The following is a 20,248-nucleotide window of genomic DNA, read 5'->3' as shown; positions in this document are numbered from 1 at the left end:
ACGCGCCATGCCCTCGATTCCGATCACAAGCGGGATGAGGGGGGTGTCGAGTGCCGGGTTCTCCTCGACACCCCCCCTCGACCGATCGCAGAGTTTTCCGGGCCTGGCTATAGGTGGTGCCCTGCTCCGATCGCCTGAGCTGGGCCACCCGCTGGTGGGCTCAGGCGCGTTGGCGCGTGAAGCGCTGGTTGGCGTTGCCGGTGTAGGTCCATTGGGAAACGCGGGCTCCGTCGGCGGTGGAGTACTCCCAGACGTCCATGGCCAGGCCGCTGGCCCGGTTGACCAGGCTGACCGTGCCGTCGCCGTGGTCGACGGTCCTCCACTGCTGGCCGGCGGCGCCGGTGTCGGGCTGCTGGGTGATGTCGGCGCCGCCTTCGTTGCCTGCGGCCTGGAGCACCAGGCCCGAGTGGCGGGCCTTGATACGGACGTGGCCGTCGCCGGCGTCCAGGAACTCGAACTGCTGGTTGAGTCCGCTGCCGACCCTGTACTGGATGAGTCTCGTCCCGGCCGCGGTGGATGCCTCGCTGATGTCGGCGGCCTTGCCGCTGTGCTGGGCGACCAGGCGGTAGTAGGCCGGGCCGCCAGGGGTGTCGCCCAGCTGGGCTTCCCACCTGGTGTTGGACCCGGACGCGTCAGCGGGGAGGCGGTCGCGTGCGGCGGTGTCGCCGTACATGGTCCAGCGGGCCCAGTCGACGACGGTCCTCGGGAAGCGCTGGTCGCTCCAGAAGCTGGTGTGGCTGCCGCCGACGAAGGTGAGGAACGCCTTGGGCCAGGTCATCTCGCTGTACGCCTGCCGGGCCGAGGAGTACGACGTGGTCGAGTCCCGGTCGCCGTGGACGAAGAGGACCTTGGCGTTGACGGAGGAGGACGGGTTGCCCATGTCCACGCAGGACTGGGGGTTGGCTGAGACGATCCGGCTGTCGGGCCAGGAGGTCAGCAGACCGTGGGTGACCATGCCGCCCAGGGAGTGGCCCGAGACGCCGACGCCGATGCCGGTGTTGATGTGCCCGGCCAGCGGTCCGCTCGCGTTGAGCGCGAGGGTGTTGGTGAGGATCTGCGAGACGTCCTTGGAGGTGTTGCCGTTGTTGACGTCGTTGAAGTTGTGGTTGAAGTGCGGGGCGGGGACGATGAAGCCCGCCGAGGCCAGGGCCCGGATGATGAACAGGGAGTTCTGCGGGCTGCTCCCGTAGCCGTGGGTCATGTTGTAGACGGGGAAGACGCCGCCTGCGACGGGGGCGTTGGTCACTGGGTTGCCGCCGGGGGTGCCGGTTGCGGGGTAGTAGACGTAGGTGGTGCACGGGCGGCTGCCGCGGGTCCAGTTGTACCGGCGCACGCCGACCGCGAACGGCGTGGTCGGCGCCGTGTCCAGCGGCCCGACGGCGGCCGGTGCCTGTCCCGCGGTGAGCAGGGACAGGCCCACGCCCGTCGCTCCGGCCGCGCTCAGGCTGAGGAATGTCCGTCGTCGCATCAGATGACTCCTGGTGTGAGATAAGCGAATGGTTGGTCGGCCGATATGGGGGCCGGCGTCCAGGTCTTCGGCGGCCGGGACTGACGGAAGCCGTTCCGGCTCCACCTGCGGCGCATCGGAAGGGTGAGGACTCCCGTGCCTTTCGGCGCAGGTGTTCGGTGGGAGACGATGTGGGTCTTGTCCTCACCCTGTTCGGCTTCACGTTCGTCGTTGGTCCGGGGACTCCGGGGACCTCCAGGCCAGCCGAAGGCTGTCCCGGCCGACCTGGAGGTGCTGTTCCTCCCCCGTGTTCCGGCAGGGTGCCGTCAGCGCACGTAAATGTTGGGCTGCGGCGGGCGGGTCATGCCGGCGCCGAGGAAGTAGCTGGGGTGGGGCGGCTGGTTGTAGGCGGTGTTCTGCCAGGCCAGGGCGGTGCGGTACTGGGCGTCGTGGGCCAGGGTGTGCAGTTTGGTGGTCGTGGGGGTGGACGTGGCGTAGATGCGCAGGGCGTTGTTACCGGAGTGGCGCCAGATGACTTCCTCGCGCCAGTCGCCGAAGAGGTCGCCCGAGAGCACCGGGGTGGACTTGGTGCCGTTGCTGGAGGCCACACCGCTGCCGGTGAGCAGCCGGGTGTCGCCGCCGGTGCCGTACTTGTCGATCTGGGTGCCGTTCAGCAGTTCGCGCACCGGGTCGGCGTCCCACCAGGCGAGGAAGTTCGCCGAGGACGGGTTGCGGCCGACGTTGCCGCCGGAGGCGTTGCGCAGGTTGCCCATGTTCGGTCCGGAGCCCCAGAACTCGGCGCCCGCGTTGCCGGCGTATATGTCACCGGCCACGCCGCGGCCCGGTCCCTCGGAGCCACTGGTGGGGGTGCGGTGGATGACCTGTCCTGTGCGGGCGTCGTGCAGGTCGGAGCCGGGCTGGTTGCCCGACTCGTGGATGGTGAAGACCTCCAGGCCGGTGCGGCCCGGCACGAAGTCGCCGACGTGCAGGGCGTCGCCGTGGCCGAAGCCCGTGGCATACATCAGGCGGCCGTTGTCGTCGATGGTCGCGGAGCCGTAGACGATCTCCTGGCGGCCGTCGGCGTCGACGTCGGCGACGGACAGCTGGTGGTTGCCCTGGCCGTACGCGGCGCCGTTGCCCGAGGCGTTGGAGTCGAACGTCCAGCGCTTGACGAGCTGCCCGTTGCGGAAGTCCCAGGCGGCGATGACCGCGCGGGTGTAGTAGCCACGGGCCATGATCAGGGACGGGCGCTGTCCGTCGAGGTAGGCGGTGCCGGCCAGGAAGCGGTCCGCGCGGTTGCCGTAGTTGTCGCCCCAGGAGGAGACGTTGCCGCGTGGCGGGTCGTAGGTGACGGTGGACATCGCGGCGCCGGTCAGACCGTTGAACATGGTCAGGTACTCGGGCCCGGCCAGGATGTAGCCGCTGGAGTTGCGGTGGTCGGCGCCCGCGTTGCCGATGACCGTGCCCCGGCCGTCGCGCGTGGCGTCCGCCGTCTTCATGGCCACCTCGGCCCGGCCGTCGCCGTCGTAGTCGTAGACCTGGAACTGGGTGTAGTGCGCCCCGGCCCGGATGTTGCGGCCGAGATCGATGCGCCACAGCCGCTGGCCGCCAAGCCGGTAGGCGTCGATGTAGACGTTGCCGGTCACGCCGGACTGTGAGTTGTCCTTCGCGTTGTTCGGGTCCCACTTGACGATCAGCTCGTACTGCCCGTCGCCGTCCACGTCGCCGGGGCTCGCCTCCACCGGCGTGTACCCCGAGCCGGGCGAAGACAGCGGCACGTCGAGGTAGTTGCCGCCGGTGAAGCGCAGCGAGGACTCCGATGCCGGCTGCTCCGTGCCGTCCACGACCGCGCGCACGGTGTACGAGGCATCCGACGCTGCTCCGTTGTCCAGGTAGTTGGTGGAGTTGGTGACCGGCGAGCCGTTCACCTTGGTGCCGTTGCGGTACACGTTGAACGCCGTGTCGTAGCTCTCGGTGCCCAGCAGCCGCCAGGAGACCAGATTGCCCGAGCCCGAACGCACGGAGACCAGGCCCCGGTTCAGGTCCTCCATCTGCAGGGCCTCACCGACCGGCGGATCGGGATCCGGCTCGCTGCCGCCGCCGACCTTCACCAGCCGCCACTGCTGATTGAAACCGTCGTTGTCGTCGTACTGGGAGATCCGGGCACCGTCGTCCGTCGACCGCTCCCAGACGTCCAGAGCCTTGCCGCTGTTGCGGTTGATCAGCTGCACATACTGGCTGTCGACGTCGACCACGCCGAACTGCTGGTTGACGGCGTTGTTGTCCGTCCACTGCAGTACGTTCGCGCCGTTGGCCGTGGACCACCCCTCGACGTCGAGCACCTTGCCACTGTGCCGGGCCGTGATCCGGTAGTACCCGTTGCCCGAATCGACGAACTTGAACTGCTGGCTGGCGGCGGTTCCAGGGGTTCGCTGGACGACCTTGGCGCCGTCGGCGGTGGAGCCTTCCGAGACGTCGATGGCCTTGCCGCTGTGGCGTGAGACCAGTTGGTAGTAGGCGGACGTGTCGATCACGGCCGCGCTCGCGCCGGCCGCGGGCAGGACGACCAGCGAGACGGCGGCCAGTAACGCCGCCAGCAAGAACGTGACCGGCCCGCGTGTTCTTCGCAGACTTCGGACGGACATGTGCGGCTCCTTCACGTGGGCCGGGAAGGGCTGTGGGGCCCCGGCACAATGAATGAAACGATTCACCTCTGCCGTGCACGAGCGAGGGTCTGATTCCGGGAAGGTGGGAGCGCTCCCACAGAGGCTAGAAGGGGCCTGCGGGAGCGGCAAGACCTGTGCACGGACTGAATGTGACAATCTGTTGGATCAAGCGGAATCCCCGAGACAGAGCCACGATGGGCCCTCCCTGTGTGCGACCGACGCACGTCGGCGCATCGGTTGCTCCGACCCTGGAAGTAGGGGCAATCGCGGCCTCATCAGCACTTTCTCCAAGCTGCCGCGAGACGCCGGAGCTGACGGAACCTGGTGCGTTGCCGCATGTCGGGCGTCCTGACGCCTCCTCAAGAGTCAACAGATCCGGAAAAACCTCAACGTGTCCTACCTCGACAGCCTCTGCGCCCGCCCCGCCCGCGATGTCGCAGGTCAAGGGCAGCCATCCCGCCGCGGCAGCCAGCAGCGTTCCGACCGGTCCTGGGCAGTCTCCCGCCGGCTCCCGCCACTTCCCGCCGTCTCCCGCTCGCGGCGCCCGATCCGGGACACCCAGCGGCTCGTCGAACACATGACCAGGACCCCAGGTGACCAACTTCAGTCCATCGGGAGACAGTTCGCGTCACACACGGCACGCTTTCAGACTCTCTTCGGTGTTGGAACGCAAAGCTGACCCTGCACACGATTTTGCAGGGTTATTGTGCTTCTTGGTCGATCATTGACCAACCGTTGGCATTCCCTGGAGACTGTGAACCGCCTGGAGGGAGGCTCCGAGGTGCGACGTCCCGGACCGCGCCGTCGATTCTCGCCGCCCTCCTGCTCGGTCTCCGGACTTGCGCACCCACCGCGCCCACCGCGCCCTCCGCGCCCACCGCACCCTTCGCATCCGCGCATACAACACGTCACGCCCTGGCCAATGATCAGGCTGGAGTCCAGCCTTCCGGGACGGCGTCACGCGACGAGAGCGTCACCTGCCAGGACGCCGGGCACCACGGGGACCCGACCAGCCCCCTGCGCACCCGCGACCGGTACCGCACCGCCGCAGCCTCCGCACCCGACCGCCCGCTCCCGAGGCAGGGACTCGAAGCCGGGCCAGCCGGGGCAACACCCCCGCACCGCGCACCTCCGCACGTCGAGGTGTCCTCAACAGCCCCCTCCCCGGCGGGACTTCAGGGTTCCGCCGCCGAGCAGCAGAGCAGTCCCCCACCTGTCCTGTAAGCCCGACGCGCCCCACGGCGCGCCAGGAGGAGTCGCCACCCATGCAGCCCCTCATCGACAACGCCCGCATGTTCGGACAGCGCCCTGAGGAGTTCGCCCGCCTCGCCGACGGCCAGACGCCAGAGGTCCTGTTCATCACCTGCGCCGACTCCCGGGTCGTTCCGGTCCTGATCACCGGCGCCCGACCCGGCCAGCTCTTCGAGTTGCGCACGGCGGGCAACGTGGTCCCGCCCTACGCCTCCGAGCACCCCTCCGGCGAGGCGGCCACCATCGAGTACGCCGTGCAGGTGCTCGGCGTCCGGCACATCGTGGTCTGCGGCCACTCCCATTGCGGCGCCGTCGGCGCGCTGGTGCGCGGCGACGACCTGAACGCCGTACCCGCCGTGCGCGACTGGCTCACACACGCCGCCGACGCACCCACGTGCTCCGACCCCGGCGACCCGACGGTCGCCGAGGCCGTGCAGAACCACGTCCTGACCCAGCTGCTGCGGCTGCGCTCCTACCCCCTCATCGAGCAGCGCCTGCGGGCGGACCAACTCCGGCTGCATGGCTGGTACTACGAGGTGCACACCGGGGCCGTGCGCGAACACCGCGCGGAGTCCGACACGTTCGAGGCGCTGTGAAGGGGCTGACTGTGATGTCGAGGTTCCCTTACCTGCGGCAGGACTTCGCCGCCTCCATCGTCGTCTTCCTGGTCGCCGTGCCGCTGTGCGTCGGTGTGGCGGTCGCCTCCGGCGTCCCCGCGGAGCTGGGCCTCGTCACCGGCATCGTGGGCGGCCTGGTCACCGGCTTCCTGCCGGGCAGCAGTCTGCAGGTGTCCGGTCCGGCCGCGGGCCTGACCGTACTGGTCTTCGAAGCGGTCACCGAGTTCGGAGTGGCCTCGCTCGGCGTGATCGTGCTGCTGGCCGGACTGCTGCAGCTCGCCATGGGCTTCCTCAGGATAGGCCGCTGGTTCCGGGCGATCTCCGTCTCGGTCGTCGAGGGCATGCTCTGCGGCATCGGCCTGGTGATCATCGCCGGGCAGATCTACGCGGCGGCAGGTCTGAAAGCCCCGGAGACCGGCATCGGCAAGATCGCCGGGCTGCCCGGGGCGCTCGCCGACGCCCTCGGCAGCTCCAAGGCCCTCGCCTCGCTCGCCATCGGCGCGGGCACGATCGCCGTCATCCTACTGTGGAAGAAGATGCCGAAGAGGGCGCAGGTGGTGCCCGGCGCCCTCGCCGCGGTACTGCTGGCCATCGTCGCCTCGCTCGCCTTCAGCCTGCCGGTCGCCACCGTCGAGGTGGAGGGTCTGCTCGGCGTCATCCAGCCGCCCGGCGCCGAGGCGTTCGGTGAGCTCGCCGGCCCGGCGATCTGGGGCACGATCATCGCCTTCGCACTGATCGCCTCCGCCGAGTCGCTGTTCAGCGCGGCCGCGGTGGACCGGCTGCACGACGGTCCGCGCACCCAGTACGACAAGGAGATGATCGCTCAGGGTGCAGGCAACACGCTGTGCGGTGTGCTCGGCGCGCTGCCGATGACCGCGGTGATCGTGCGCAGCTCCGCCAACGTCGAAGCGGGTGCGAAGACCAAGGCGTCGCGGGTGCTGCACGGCGTGTGGCTGCTGCTGTTCGCGGCCGCGCTGCCCTCCGCGCTGGCGCTGATCCCGCTGCCCGCGCTCGCCGGCATCTTGGTGCACGCGGGCTGGAAGCTGATCCCGTTCCGCGAGATCGCCGGGCTGTGGCGGGGCCACCGGGGCGAGGCGCTGATCCTGGTGGTCACGGCTGTGTCGATCGTCGCGGTGAACATGTTCGAGGGCGTGCTCATCGGTCTGGCCCTGGCGGTGATCAAGACCGCCTGGGAGGCGTCGCACCTGAAGACAGAGGTCATAGACAAGGGCGCCGGGCCGATCCAGGTGCACCTGTCGGGCAACGCGACGTTCCTGCGGCTGCCGAAGATACTCGACAGTCTGGAGGGCCTTCCGCAGGACCGGCCGATCGAGGTGGACCTGTCCGGGTTGCACCACCTCGACCACGCCTGCCGCACAGCCCTGGAGAACTGGGCCCAGCGGCACAGCGCCCCCGACACCGAACCGGTGAAGGTCACTGCGGCGGAACCGGTGCGGGCGCCGACGCCGTAAGAGCCGCCGGCAGCGCCTCGTCGTCGCCCGGGCGACGGCGGACGGGCGGGCGCTGTGGTGCCGCGACAGCTACCGGTGCGGCAGGGGAACGCGGTTCCGGCACCGTCGGACCCCACGCGCGGCCCGCGGCACGGCGTTCATCAGCCGGTGCCGGATGTGTGTCAGCGCTCCCGGGAGTGGCTGGGCTCAGGCTCCTTCAGGTACTCGGGGCAGTCAGGGGTGTGGCAGGGGCCCGGGCCCCACACGGGCACGAAGACTCCCAGGGTCTTGTGCCGTCTCTTGACGGTCATCCGCAGAGGCCGCTTGCAGGCCGGGCACACAACCGTCCCCTGAGGCCCGGTCTCATGCTCGCGTTTACTCATTCTTTAACCATAGTTTGTCCGGTCGTAGAAGGAGACGCGTCGTCCGCTCAGCCGTCATCCCGGCGATCAGAGCGCGCCTGCGGGCCGTCACGCTCGCCCCGCTCCCGCTCCGGGCCCGGAGAGCTGACGGGGCCGGGGGCCCTGGCAGCAGTGTCCGACCGTGGGGGTGCTGCCTCCGGGGGTGCGGGGACCGACGGGGGCGGGACGGGCCTGCGCAGGCTGAGGACGACGGATGCGGCCAGCACGACGACGATGACCGCGAGACTGACCAGTGAGGGGATCTCGGGGACGCTGGGGCTGATCGTCTTGTGGGCCGCCTGGAGGACCAGCTTGACGCCGATGAAACCGAGGATGACCGCCAGGCCCATGTTCAGGTAGTGGAAGCGGTCCAGCAGGCCCGAAAGCAGGAAGTACAGGGCCCGCAGACCCAGAATGGCGAATGCGTTGCTGGTATAGACGATGAAGAGGTCGTCGCTGACGGCGAGCACAGCGGGGACGCTGTCGACAGCGAAGACCAGGTCGGCGGCCTCGATCGCGGCGACCACCGCAAGCAGCGGGGTGGCCACGCGCTTGCCGGCCTCCCTGACGAAGAACTTCATGCCCGCGTACTCGTCCCGAACCGGGACGACCCTGCGGAGCATCCGCAGGGCGATGCTCTTGCCGGGGTCAAAGCCCTCCTCCTCGCCCTTCAGGAGCTTGTAGGTGCTGTAGAAGAGCACCGCCGCGAAGACGAAGAGCACCGCGGTGAAGCGGCTGACCACGGCGACGCCCAGGGTCAGGAAGATGCCGCGGAAGACGAGAGCGCCCATGACGCCGAAGAAGAGGACACGGTGCTGGTAGGCACGGGGCACCCTGAAGTAGGCGAAGATCACGGCGAAGACGAAGAGGTTGTCCACCGACAGGCTCTTCTCCAGCAGCCACGCGGTGGTGTACTCGGTGCCGGCCGTCGTACCCAGGACAAGGAAGACGACCGCGCCGAAGACCAGAGCGAGCCCCACCCACACGGCGCTCCAGGCGGCAGCCTCCCTGAAGCCGATGACGTGTTCCGTGCGGTGGGCCAGCAGATCCACCGCCAGCGACACCACCACCGTCGCGGCGAACACCACCCACAACCAGAGCGGGACCTCCAGCACACCGGCCACCCTCTCCACGGCCCACACCGCCGCAGGCCCTCATACAGGAGTCTCCGGCATCTCACCGCGCCGGGCGACCCCAGCCATCGACGGAAGCCAGGCCCTGCCGCGTGAGGCTGTGGCAGACCATCCCAGGGCGGACGCGCCCCGAGCGGATACACACGTGGCGGGCGGGACTCGATGCGCTGCAGCGGGCAGGAGTATGCGGTGACGCTTTCGGACGTGATCTATCTGTGCCTCGGTGTCGGGGCGCTCGGCGCGGCTGTTCTGCCCCGGGTGGTCTCCAGACGGCCGTTCTCCATGCCCATGATCTTTCTGGCCGCAGGCGTCCTCATCCAGGTCCTGCCGTTGCCCGTACCGGCAGTGGACCCCGTACGCGACCGCCTGTGGGTCGAGCACACCACCGAGGTGTGTGTGATCGTGTCCCTGATGGGCGCCGGGCTCTCCATCGACCGGCCCTTCGGCCGTCGCCGGTGGTCCAGCACCTGGCGGTTGCTGGGCATCACCATGCCGCTGACGGTGGTGGCCGTCGCATCACTGGCCTGGGGACTGCTGGACTGGCCGCCCGCCGTCGCCCTGCTGCTGGGTGCGGTGCTCGCCCCCACCGATCCCGTGCTGGCCGGGGAGGTACGGGTGGGCGAGCCGCTCGGCAGCGAGCATGACGAGGACGACGCGCGGTTCGCACTCACCAGCGAGGCCGGGTTGAACGACGGACTCGCCTTCCCTTTCGTCTACGCGGCCGTCGCACTCGCCGCGGCGGCGGGCGCCGGGTGGTCCGCGGACTGGATCGGCCGTTGGGCGCTGACCGACGGGCTGGGCAGGTGCGCCGTAGGGCTGGCCGTGGGCGGGGCTGTCGGCTGGTTGCTGGGGCGGATGTTCTTCCGTGCCAGGACGCCTGCGCTGCGGCTGTCCGAGCACATGGAGGGCTTCGTGGCGCTGGGAGCCACCTTCTTGTCCTACGGGATCGCCGAGGTGCTCCACGGCTATGGCTTCCTGTCCGTGTTCGTCACCGCGTGCGTCATCCGTGCCGCCGAGCGCAGTCACGGCTACCACAAGGTGTTGCACGAGTTCACCGAGCAGATCGAGCGGTTGCTCACCGCCCTTCTCCTGTTCCTGCTCGGCGGGTACCTCGCCGCCGGTGCCCTGTCCGCCCTGACCCTGACCGGGGCGGCCGTCGGGGTCCTGGTGCTGCTGGTCGTCCGGCCTCTCACCGGATGGCTGGCCCAGGTGAAGAGCCCAACGGAGCGGCCGGAGCGCGTGGTCGTATCGCTGTTCGGTATCCGAGGGATCGGCTCACTCTTCTACCTGTCCTATGCGCTGGGGCAGAACTCCTTCAGCGGACTGGAGCGCGAGCTGTGGGCCGTGGTGGCCTTCACCGTGGTGACCTCGGTGATGCTGCACGGGGCGATGGCGACCCCCGCCGTCAACCGTCTGGAACGCGGAAACCGCCATGCGGAGTCCGGCGGCCGTGCATAGGCTCTCGGGTCCGTGAATGCCCCTGGCTGACGGGCAACCCCAGCCCCTTCGCAAGCGGGGCCGATCGTCAGGTACACATTGCCCGCACCATGCCGAGGAAGACCGTGGGGGGCCGCCGCTCGGCGATCGTGCGCGGACAGAGCCCGACCCTCCCGGTGGAGAGCGCCCACCGGGACGGAGCCGGCCCCCTGATCAGGTGAACGGGACGGTGAGGACCGAGCCCGTGCCCACCTGGAGGGTGGACGGGCCGTTGCCCAGGGCGCTCCATACCTCCACGCGGACGGTGCCGCCGGTCAGGTCGCCCAGGGTGCCCGAGGCGGAGTGCAGACCCTGCCGGGCTGCGGAGTACTCCTCCCAGCCGGGAATCGGGTCGGTGGCGAAGTAGCGGAACGTCTCGACGCGGTCGAAGATGCCGTCACCGGTCAGGTCGTAGGACACCCGGGCCTGCTGGGCGTGTCCGACGGAGTCACCCGCGTCCACCTTGAACGTGAAGGCCGTGCCGGAGCCCGGCTTCAGGGCGCCCCTGACGTTCCTCACCTCGTAGACGAGCGGGTTCTTCGGTGTGCCGTCGTTGTTCGTGCCGCCGGCGGACGGGATCGTCTCGGAGGAGCCCGTCGCGGCCGCCTCGGTGGCGAGGGTGCCGCCCGGGCGCAGGTGGAAGGTGTCGCCCGTGACGTACGGCGGAGGGGCGTCGCCGGTGGTGGTGGCGGTCACGGTGCCACTGGCAGGACCGACCTGGTCGGCGGTGTCGCGGGCCTTGACGCTGTAGGTGTACGCGGTGCCGGGGGTCAGTCCGGTGTCGGTGTGCGTGGTCCCGGTGACCGTGGCGACCTTCGTGCCGCCGCGGAGGAGGTCGTAGTTCTTGACGCCCTTGTCGTCGGTCGCGGCGCCCCAGGTCAACTTGACGGAGGTGTCGGTGACGCCGGTCACGGCCGGGGTGCCGGGTGCGGTGGGCTTCTCGTCGGCCGGGGGCGGTTCCTCACCGCCGCCCGCGGCGCCGCAGAGCGTCCCGAGCCGGGTGTCGTCGCCCGCTCCGGACGCGCTCGACTTCGCCGGGACGTTCAGCACGGCACCGTCGGAGAAGAGCACCGAGCACTCCTCGGCCCCGTAGTTGTGGGCCGCGTACGTCCTGGTGCCGTGCTTGCCGAAGGCGACGGCCGTCGGCGTGGTGGCCGTGACGGTCATGTCCGGCGCACCGATGGAGTTCATCGTGCCGACCCAGTGGTAGGTGTGGGCCTTGGTCTCGCCCGCCTCGGGAACGTAGCCTGCGTTCCCCTGGTTCCAGGCCTCCATGGCCGTGGCCGGGTCGTACAGCGCCTGGACCTGCCAGAAGATGTCCCGCCACTCGACGGCCGGGCCGCCGTTCTCCCTCTCCATCTCGGCCACGCTGCGGCGGAGCATGTCCTTCTCCCTGGCCAGGTGCAGCGAACCGCCGGTCACGGGAAGGAAGTTGATGCCGTGGATCTCCTCGGGGTTGGCGGTCCACCAGGTGGCGTAGGCGCCGCCGCTGCTCCAGACCATGCCGACGGCGTCGTGGGTGAAGTCCTCGGGGTAGACCTCCTGGTCGGCGTCGAACCAGTACTGCGCGATCGCCTCCGACTCGGTCGTCATCATGTAGACGCCCTGGTCGCGCAGCGCCTTGTCACCCACGGCCGAACCCCACATGATCAGGCCCGCGCTGAGGTTGACCGACTCCGAGGACGACTCCTGGTTGTTGCCCGCGGCGAAGGCCTCGTGGCCGGCGGCCCAGCTGTGGCCGGCGTAGACGTCGAAGCCGCGCAGGAACGGGTACGTGGTGTCGTCCCTGGCCGGGTTGGCGGCGTCCTTGATGAGTTCCCCGACCATGCCGCCCCACTCGGAGCCGGCGGCCCACTCGGGGTCGTACTGCGCCACGATCGCCGCGGCCAGCACGTAGTACGAGTAGTGGAAGTGGTGGTCGTTCAGCTCCTGATCGCTGCCGTACGAGGCGGGGTAGCCGATGAGGGTGCGCCAGTCCTTGTCGTAGGAGAACTCCGACGGGCCGCCGACGGTGAACCACTCCTCCATGCGGCCCTTGATGAGCTGGAGGAGCTTGTCGCGGTCGGCCGTCTCGCCGAGTTGGTCGGCGATCGGCACGAGTTGGGCGAGCTTGCCCAGGGCCTTGCCGGTCCAGTAGGTGTCGGTGGCGCCGCTGAACGGATCCCCCTGTGTCAGCACGTCGTTGATGTAGGTCCTGAGCTTCGCCTTGTCGACGCCCGGGGCGCTCGGCAGCCCGGGCAGGACGCCGTTCACCTGCTGCGTGGTGGTGAACGAGGTGCCCTCGCGGACCTTCATCTCGCCGCGCGACGAGACGTAGCGGTAGTCGGTCAGCGGGTCGGAGGTGTGCAGCCACTGGTGGCGGTAGAGCGCCTGAAGGGTGCCGGTCTCCTCCCCCTCCTTCGCCTCGGTGGTCAGCGTGTAGATCGCCCGTACCTCCCCGTCACCCTCCCGGTAGTCCCAGTCGACCTCGGAGCCGGTCACGAAGCTGAAGGCGTACTTCGCGTAGTCGGCGAGCGCCTCCTTGCCGGGGAGGACCGCCAGGGAGAAGTAGTCCTCGGCGCCGAGGCCGGCGCGGATCTCGGTGCCGGTGACGGTCCAGTCGCTGCCGCTCGGGGCGAACAGCGCGTAGTGGTGGCCGGAGATGGTGACGCCGAGGACGTTGCCCTGGTCGGCGAAGACGGTCGGCGGGGCCGTGGCGCTGATCCGTGCCGCGCCGCCGGTGCCTTCCGCGTAGACGTACGGCAGGCCGTGGCCGATGGTCGCCCGCAGGGTGCGCGCACCGTCGTTCCAGTACGGAGTGACGGTCCAGTCGCTCCACCCGTCCGCCTTGGCGTCGGGTGAGTCGAGGCCCGTGAGGCCGAGGGTCAGGTCGGCCTTGTGCGGGAACTCGTACTGGCGGCCACCGCCGACGATCTGATGGGTGGTCGGGTAACCGACCTCCAGTCCGCCGGGGACCGCCTTGTAGGTGAGGGGGTGTCCGTACATGTTCTCCGACCAGGGGTTGCCGGCGAACCGCTGGAAGATCAGCGAGGACCACCAGTCGTTGGTCGGCGCGGGCCTGTCCGCCATGGCGGGCGTGACCTTGGGCTTGACCGGCCGGCCGCCGTTGTCGGACGGGCCCTGTGTCCCGGCCGGACGAACGTCGCTGTAGCTTCCCTTGCCGACCTCGATGGTGGCGGCGGAGGCGACACCGCTGCCTGCGGTGGCCGCCAGGCCCGTGGCGGCCAGGGCGGCCGCGGACAGAAGCGCCAGACGTCTACGGAATCTCATGCGCGACCCTTCTGAGAGCGCTCTCAAGACGCTCAACGTAGGCTCGCGGTAGAGGGCGGTCAATACGTGAAGCAGTGATCCGTTCGAAGGGGCGGCTGGGGCCGGGTGCGGGCGGGCGGGCGCCGATGGCGCTCCGGTGACCGTACGGCCGGGCGGGGGGTGCCAGGGTGCTCAGTCGCGGCGTGGTGCCGGTTCGTCCGCGGTGATGACGAGCGCCGCCTGGTCGTCCTCCACATCCCTGCCGCCCGCGAAGCCGCGGACGTCCTCGGCCACGGTCCGGACGATCCCGGCCGCGGTGGACCGCGGCGGTGCCGCGGCGAGGGCCTTGGTCAGACGAGTCTCTCCGTACTGCTCGGCACCGGCGGCACGGCACTCGGTGATGCCGTCGGTGTACAGGAGGAGACTCGCACCGGGGCGGAGCGTGAAACGGCGAGCCCTGAGTCCGGGCGGGATGCCGACGCCGAGCAGCCCGCCGGACGCCTCCACCGTGCTCACCCCGTGCTGGACGTCCAGCAGCAGCGGCGGCGTGTGGCCGGCGCGGACGAGGCGGACGGCGAGGCCGTCGGCGACCGGTTCCAGGTGGCCGTAGACGAGGGTCACGAAACCGTTGTCCCAGTGGGCGTCGCGGTCGTGCAGCGCCTTGTCGACTGCCTGGACGACGTCGACGGGGTCGTCGAGCAGTGCCGCGACGGCACGGGCGGTGTGCCGGACCAGGGCGGTCGTGGTGGCGGCTCTCGCCCCGCGCCCGCAGACATCGCCCAGGATGAACGCCCAACTGCCGTCGTCGCGGGGGAAGACGTCGTAGAAGTCACCGCCTATGTCCAGTCCCTCGCCGGCCGGGTGGTAGAAGGCGGCGAGCTGGGCGCCGGGGATGTCGGGCAGGCCGGGCAGCAACAGGCCGGCCTGCAGGTCACGGGCGAGGGTGGCGCGCTGCGCGTACTGACGTGCGCTGTGGGCGGCCGAGGCGGCGCGGCGGGCGAGCTCCTCCGCCAGGGCGACCCGATGGCCGTCGAAGGAGTGCCCCTGGGCGGACATCAGGGTGAGGGCGCCGAAGGGCCGTCCGCGGTTCACGAGGGGCACGCAGACGTAACCGGTGGCGCCGAGGTCGGGGCCGGTCGGGGCGCGGCGTGCCACTTCGGTCACACCCGAGGCCAGGACGCGCGCGACGGCGTCGTGGCCCGGCGCGCGGGAGAGGAGCAGGCCGCGGGCGGAGTCGGCCGGGGCCACGGCCGCCACCCGCCGCGTGCGGCCGCCCTCCAGGACGTCGACGGCTGCCAGGGGTGCCAGTGCCGGGGCGGACAGGGAGGCCAGGCGCTCCAGGATCTGCGTCTCGTCCAGCCCGTCGGCCAGGGCGGTGCTCGCGGCCAGCAGGAAGCCGAGGTCGTCCCGGGCGGCCTTCTCCCTCGCGAGCGCCCGCTGCCGGGCGCGTTCGGCGTGGTGACGTTCGACGGCGAGGGCGGCGGTGTCGGCGAAGGCACGCGCCAGGGCGAGATCGGCGTCCTGGGGCGCTCTCGGTGTGCGGTGGTACACGGCGAACGTGCCCAGCAGCCGGCCGTCACGGGCGAGGATCGGTGTCGACCAGCAGGCGGCCAGTCCCGCCCGTGCGGCCAGATCGCGGAAGTCGTCCCACAGGGGGTCGGTGGCGATGTCGCTGACGGCCACGTGGCGGCGGCGGTGTGCGGCGGTGCCGCAGGAGCCGATGCCCTCGCCGGTGGGGATGCCGTCGATGGCCCGGTTGTAGAAGTCGGGCAGGCTCGGGGCCGCACCGTGGCGCAGGTGGCGGCCGTCCTCGTCGGCCAGCAGGACCGAGACGAGCACCTCGCGGGACAGTTCCTCGATCGCCCGGCACATGCCGTCCAGGACGTCCGGAAGCGGTGCCTGGCGGGCGATCTGCTCGAGCAGGGCGCGCTGCTCGGCGGCGAGCCGCCGGGCGTGCTCGACCTGGGTCGTCTCCACGCCGATCATCCGTACGCCGAGGATGGTGCCGTCGGCGTCGCGGCGTGCTTCGTAGGTGAAGTCGAAGTACGCCTCGCGGGCGGACTCGCCGACGCCGAGAACGACGCGGGCGGCGCGGCCGACGTGACGCTCCCCCGACCGGTACACGCGGTCCAGGAGTGCGATGAATCCCTGAGCGGTCAGTTCGGGCATGAGCTCCACCAGGGGGACACCGGTGCGTTCCCGGCGTCCGTCGCCGATCGCCGCGAAGAAGGCGGGGTTCGCCGCCTCCAGCACGTGCGCGGGGCCCGCCATCGACGCGAACAGCGCCGTGGACGTGCCGAGCAGCAGCGACAGGTCCTCGTCGGTCCCGCGCGCCGCGTCCCGGCCATGTGCCTCGAGTGTCAACCCTCGCTCACCCCAGTCGTCGTCCCGCCCCTCGCCGACCGCCGCCCCGGAGGAGAGGCAGGCCCGCGCGGAGCGCGTGGCATCGGTCCATGCCCCGCCCGGTGTCGCATGTCCCGGAAGGGCCTGATGCAAGCCTGCCGGAGGGGTCGGCGGGCTCGCGGAGGCGTAGCCGGGACCGGCCCCCGTGCCGCGTGCACCAGCCGATTCGGACCGGTCCGGGAGATAATGCCCGGAGAATCACAGTACGTGAGAAAAGGGCGGGTCGACCACCACGTCGGGGGAACGTCCGGGAGAGCAGGGCGGCGGCCTCGGACACGATCAGCACATGGCCCCCGCCCCGGCCGCCGCCGGGGCCCGCCGGCCGGTCCTCCGTGCCGGGTGACGGCGCGCGGAGGTGAGAGGGTCAGGACGTGCGCGCGCCGGGCTTCCGGGCAGCGGCAGGGGCTGGGGAGGGCGATGCCGGCCCGGTCGTCTCGCCCGTGGCGAGCGGTGTGGACTGGCAGGTCTACGACATCAAGCCGGTCTCGCGGCGTCGGCCCTCGCCGTGGCGCTCGACGCCGAGGGGCTGGTGACGCTCACCGACGTCGAGGGGCTGTACGACGACGTCCTGACCAGGACGCGGGCGTTGCGCCGTGGGTCCAGGGACTGAGCCCAGGGCCACGGCGCGCGGTGCGCGGTCGTGGGCGTGAAGCCGTAGCGGAGGAACAGTGCGCCGTCGCCGGTGGTCGCCGTGAACAGGGCGTCGAGGGACTGGGTGCGGGCGGTGGTCAGTACCGCGCGCAGCAGCCCGGCCCCCGCTCCGCCGCCCTGCCGGCGCACCGCCACGCAGAAGTTGTAGACGACGCCCGCGGGTCCGCGGCCCTCCCCCGGCGTGTCCGGGTGCGTGCGCAGGCCCACGCAGCCGTCGAGGGTGCCGTCGGGGGCCTCCAGCACCAGGAAGTCGGCCGCGTGGGCGGCGTAGAGGGAGACGGGGCGTTCGCGCAGCGCGCCCGAGCGGACGAAGGGCCGGGACAGGGCGGCGAGAGCGGCGGCCTCGTCCCGGCGTGCGGTTCGCACGGAGTGCGTCGGCGCGGGATGGGCGTGCGTCGGCGCGGCAGGGCGCGGCGTAGCCGTGAACAAGGGGTTCCTTCCTCGGTTGCCGGACCGGAGATCACCGAAGATCACCGGAGATCAGGCGCGTGGACGCCCCGGACGGCCGTCGACGTACGTCTCGATCACCTCGATGTCGCCGATGCGCGAGGTGCCGACGCGCCGGGGGTCGTCGCCGAGGACGACCAGGTCGGCGCGTTTGCCCGGGGTGAGGCTGCCCAGGCTGTCCTCCCAGTGGCAGGCGCGGGCGCCCGCGGCAGTGTACGCGTGGAGGGCCTCGTCGACGGTGACGCCCTCGTCCGGGCCGATGAGCTGTCCCGAGGCGGAGGCGCGTTCGACCATGAACTGGACGGCCCGCAGGGGCGATCCGTCGGCGACGGGCCGGTCGGAGCTGCCCACCAGCGGGATGCCGTGGTCCAGGAACGCCCTGCCCCTGTACATCCAGGGCGCGCGTTCCTCACCCATGATCGAGGCGTAGTCGTCGCCGAAGTACCTCAGGAAGGCGGGCTGGACCACCGCGCTGAGGCCGAGGCGCGCCAAGCGCGGGAGCTGGTCGGGCCGGATCAGCCCGGCGTGTTCGATGCGGTGGCGGGCCTCGGGGCGGGGCCGCAGGCGCTGGGCACGTTCGAGGGCGTCCAGGGCCACGTCGGCCGCGCGGTCGCCGATCGCGTGCACGGCGAGCTGCCAGCCGGCGAGGTGGCCGTCCACGATCAGGTCGGTGAGGACGTCCGGGTCGTCCTGCAACTGCCCGGCGTGGTCGAGCCCTTCGTAGGGGCGGGTCAGTGCGGCCGTACGGGCCATCATGCCGCCGTCGGTGTAGATCTTCAGCGCGCCGACGGAGAGCCGGTCGTCGCCGAACCCGGTGCGCAGGCCGAGGTCGAGGGCCCGGGGGATGCCGTCGGTCTCGTGGGCGGAGACCGGCCGCAGCCGGTCCGCGGACACCATGAGCTGTACCCGCAGTGGCAACAGGCCTTTGTCCCGCGCTAGTTGGTAGGCGCCGAGCTCGACGGGGCTGTGTCCGAAGAGGGTGCCGCCGATGCCCGCCTCGGCGCAGGCGGTGACGCCCTCGGCCCGGCAGGTGCTGGCCGCGCGGCCGACGGCCTCGGCCAGGTCCTGCTGGGAGTGGGGCAGGCGCAGGGCACGGGCGGCGCCCATGGCCTGCTCGGCGAGGAAGCCGTTCTCGTGCGGGGTGTCCGCGGGGAGCAGGTCCAGGACGGCGGTGTTGACGGCGCAGCCGTGCCCGGAGTCGTGCAGCAGGTAGAGCCTGCGGCCGTCGCCGACCCGGTCGAGGTCGGCGGCGGTCAGATGGCGGCCCAGGGCCCGCTGGTCGTAGCCGGCGATGCTCACCCAGTCGCCGGGCGCGCGGGTGCGGGCGACGGCCTCGGCCACGATCGCGAGCACGTCGTCGATCCGGGTGAGGCCCGCGATGCTCGGGGTGTTCTGCTTGAGCCCCGTCCAGGCCAGGTGCACATGGGCGTCGATGAACCCGGGCAGCACCGTGGCGCCCTGCAGGTCGGTCACCTCGCGGGCGGGCAGGGCGGTCACGGCCTCGTCGAGGCCCACGATCCGGCCCCGCCAGATGCCCAGGTCATGCGCGACCGGGTGGTCCGGATCCATGGTGAGGAAGCGGGCGTTGGTCAGCCTGGTGCACAGCATCGGCCGGGGTCAGGCGTCCTGGGACATGGCGAGGGGCCGGGGACGCAGGTCCGTCCAGTGGGTCTCGACGTACTCCAGGCAGGCCTCGCGGGTGTTCTCGGCGAAGGCGACCGTCCATCCCCCGGGCACCTCGGCGAAGGAGGGCCAGAGGGAGTGCTGGCCCTCGTCGTTCACCAGGACCAGGAAACGGCCTTCGTTGTCGTCGAAGGGGTTGGTGCTCATGTGCGGTGCCTCCTCGAAGGGCCAGCATTAGGTTAGGCTCGCCTAATTGACGGAGCTTAGCCTTTGCCCCTTCCCTCTCACAAGGAGACGCTCATGCGCGTGGCCGCGGTCGACAGGGAGGACGCCTTCGCCGCGTTCGGACTGCCCGGCAGGCCTGGCAGCGACGCGTTCTGGGCCGCCGCGGGCGCCCCGGCGGTCGTGCCGGACGGCGACGGCGGCTGGGTGACGCTGTTCCTGTGGCGTGGATCCGTGCCGGTGAGCATCGCGTTCGAGAGCTGGTCGGATCCGGTCTCCTTGCGCCGGTGGGCCGACTCGGACTGCTGGTACGCCGAGGTGCGGATGCCCGCCCGGCTGCGGGTGACGTACTGGTTCCTGGCGGGGGACACGGCGTACGCCGACCCCCTCAACCCGGCCGGTGCGGGCGGTGACCGGTCGATCGTCGCGACGCCGGACGCCCCGGAACAGCCGCACTGGCCCGTCCTCGGGGCCGACGCGGTGCTGCCGCTGCCGCCCGCGCGGATCCGCTGGGTGAGTGGGCGGCTGGGCGGGCGGCGTACGGTGCGGGTCCATCCGGCGGGGGGTGGCGGGCCGGTGGTGCTGCTGCTCGACGGGGACGACTGGCTGTACCTGCATCCGGCCGTGACCGCGTTCGATGCGGCCGTGGCCGCGGGTGAGATGCCGCCCGTCACGCTCGTCTTCGTGCCGGCCAAGGACCGGGAGGCGGAGTTCGCGGGCCGGCCGGAGCTGTGGGAGGCGGTCCGGGACGAGTTGCTGCCGCTGGTGTCGGAGTTGGGCCTGCCGGCCGACGTGGAGCGGCTGGTGGTCGCCGGGCAGAGTCTCGGGGGGCTGAGCGCGGTGTACGCGGCGCTGGAGTTTCCCGAGCTGGTGTCGCGGGTCGCCTGTCAGTCGGGGTCGTTCTGGTGGACGCCGGATGCGGTGGGGTGGGCCGATCCGCTGGGGGGCCCGGTCGGCGGCGTCCTCGCCGACCGGCTGCGGGAGGGTCGCGATCTGTCGGGGCTGCGGGTGGCGTTCGATGTCGGGGAGCACGAGACGCGGATGCTGCCGCACTGCGCCCTGGTGGAGACCTTGGCCGAGCGGGCCGGTGCGAGGGTGCGGGTGTCCCGGTCCGCGTCGGGGCATGACCGGGCCGGGTGGCGGCATGCGCTGCTCAGGGATGTGGCGTGGGCGCTGCGCGACTAGCGCCGTCGCCGGCCGCGGGGGTGTGG

Annotated in this window: 11 protein-coding genes and 1 pseudogene; 4 read left to right on the top strand and 8 right to left on the bottom strand. The window is 71.2% G+C overall.

The annotated features are described in order from the left end of the window. Positions 1-160: 160 nt before the first annotated feature. Entirely contained in the window at positions 161-1,468 is a 1,308-nt protein-coding gene (locus tag ACZ5TL_RS05475) for an RICIN domain-containing protein (RefSeq protein WP_468587905.1), read from the bottom strand. A gap of 305 nt (positions 1,469-1,773) precedes the next feature. Beyond that, the gene (locus tag ACZ5TL_RS05470) at positions 1,774-4,092 is read right to left on the bottom strand and encodes a rhamnogalacturonan lyase family protein (protein WP_468587903.1); all 2,319 of its coding nucleotides are present in this window, start codon (positions 4,090-4,092) and stop codon (positions 1,774-1,776) included. A 1,286-nt stretch (positions 4,093-5,378) separates the two neighbouring features. On the opposite strand from ACZ5TL_RS05470, the gene ACZ5TL_RS05465 reads away from it, so the two are divergent. Together ACZ5TL_RS05465 and ACZ5TL_RS05460 are read left to right on the top strand one after the other, a co-directional pair. Further along, positions 5,379-5,960 carry a carbonic anhydrase gene (locus tag ACZ5TL_RS05465; protein ID WP_468587901.1) on the top strand — a complete coding sequence of 194 codons (582 nt, stop codon included), beginning with the start codon at positions 5,379-5,381 and terminating at the stop codon, positions 5,958-5,960. Between the two features lie 14 nt (positions 5,961-5,974). Further along, on the top strand, positions 5,975-7,453 hold the full coding sequence (locus tag ACZ5TL_RS05460; RefSeq protein WP_468587899.1) for a SulP family inorganic anion transporter: 1,479 nt from the start codon (positions 5,975-5,977) through the stop codon (positions 7,451-7,453). A 409-nt stretch (positions 7,454-7,862) separates the two neighbouring features. Here ACZ5TL_RS05460 and ACZ5TL_RS05455 read toward each other — a convergent pair whose 3' ends face one another. Further along, entirely contained in the window at positions 7,863-8,948 is a 1,086-nt protein-coding gene (locus ACZ5TL_RS05455; RefSeq protein ID WP_468588027.1) for a TerC family protein, read from the bottom strand. Positions 8,949-9,155: 207 nt separating this feature from the next. Between ACZ5TL_RS05455 and ACZ5TL_RS05450 the strand changes: the two genes are divergently transcribed. After that, entirely contained in the window at positions 9,156-10,424 is a 1,269-nt protein-coding gene (locus tag ACZ5TL_RS05450) for a cation:proton antiporter (RefSeq protein ID WP_468587897.1), read from the top strand. Positions 10,425-10,616: 192 nt separating this feature from the next. Here ACZ5TL_RS05450 and ACZ5TL_RS05445 read toward each other — a convergent pair whose 3' ends face one another. The 5 genes and pseudogenes from ACZ5TL_RS05445 to ACZ5TL_RS05425 form a co-directional block, all read right to left on the bottom strand. Then, complete coding sequence (locus ACZ5TL_RS05445; RefSeq protein ID WP_468587895.1) at positions 10,617-13,712, bottom strand: glycosyl hydrolase; 3,096 nt, start codon at positions 13,710-13,712, stop codon at positions 10,617-10,619. A 171-nt stretch (positions 13,713-13,883) separates the two neighbouring features. Then, on the bottom strand, positions 13,884-16,055 hold the full coding sequence (locus ACZ5TL_RS05440; RefSeq protein WP_468587893.1) for a SpoIIE family protein phosphatase: 2,172 nt from the start codon (positions 16,053-16,055) through the stop codon (positions 13,884-13,886). Between the two features lie 603 nt (positions 16,056-16,658). Beyond that, positions 16,659-17,174: pseudogene (locus tag ACZ5TL_RS05435) on the bottom strand (GNAT family N-acetyltransferase); the annotation flags it as partial. A 51-nt stretch (positions 17,175-17,225) separates the two neighbouring features. Beyond that, the gene (locus tag ACZ5TL_RS05430; RefSeq protein ID WP_468587891.1) at positions 17,226-18,800 is read right to left on the bottom strand and encodes an amidohydrolase; all 1,575 of its coding nucleotides are present in this window, start codon (positions 18,798-18,800) and stop codon (positions 17,226-17,228) included. Positions 18,801-18,809: 9 nt separating this feature from the next. Continuing rightward, the gene (locus ACZ5TL_RS05425) at positions 18,810-19,022 is read right to left on the bottom strand and encodes an MbtH family protein (RefSeq protein ID WP_468587889.1); all 213 of its coding nucleotides are present in this window, start codon (positions 19,020-19,022) and stop codon (positions 18,810-18,812) included. A 93-nt stretch (positions 19,023-19,115) separates the two neighbouring features. Between ACZ5TL_RS05425 and ACZ5TL_RS05420 the strand changes: the two genes are divergently transcribed. Further along, entirely contained in the window at positions 19,116-20,222 is a 1,107-nt protein-coding gene (locus ACZ5TL_RS05420) for an alpha/beta hydrolase-fold protein (RefSeq protein ID WP_468587887.1), read from the top strand. Positions 20,223-20,248 lie beyond the last annotated feature (26 nt).

Source organism: Streptomyces sp. NPDC033136, from assembly GCF_055578235.1.
The sequence above is the reverse complement of the archived record's forward strand: the minus strand, read 5'-3'. Positions and strand labels throughout refer to the sequence as shown.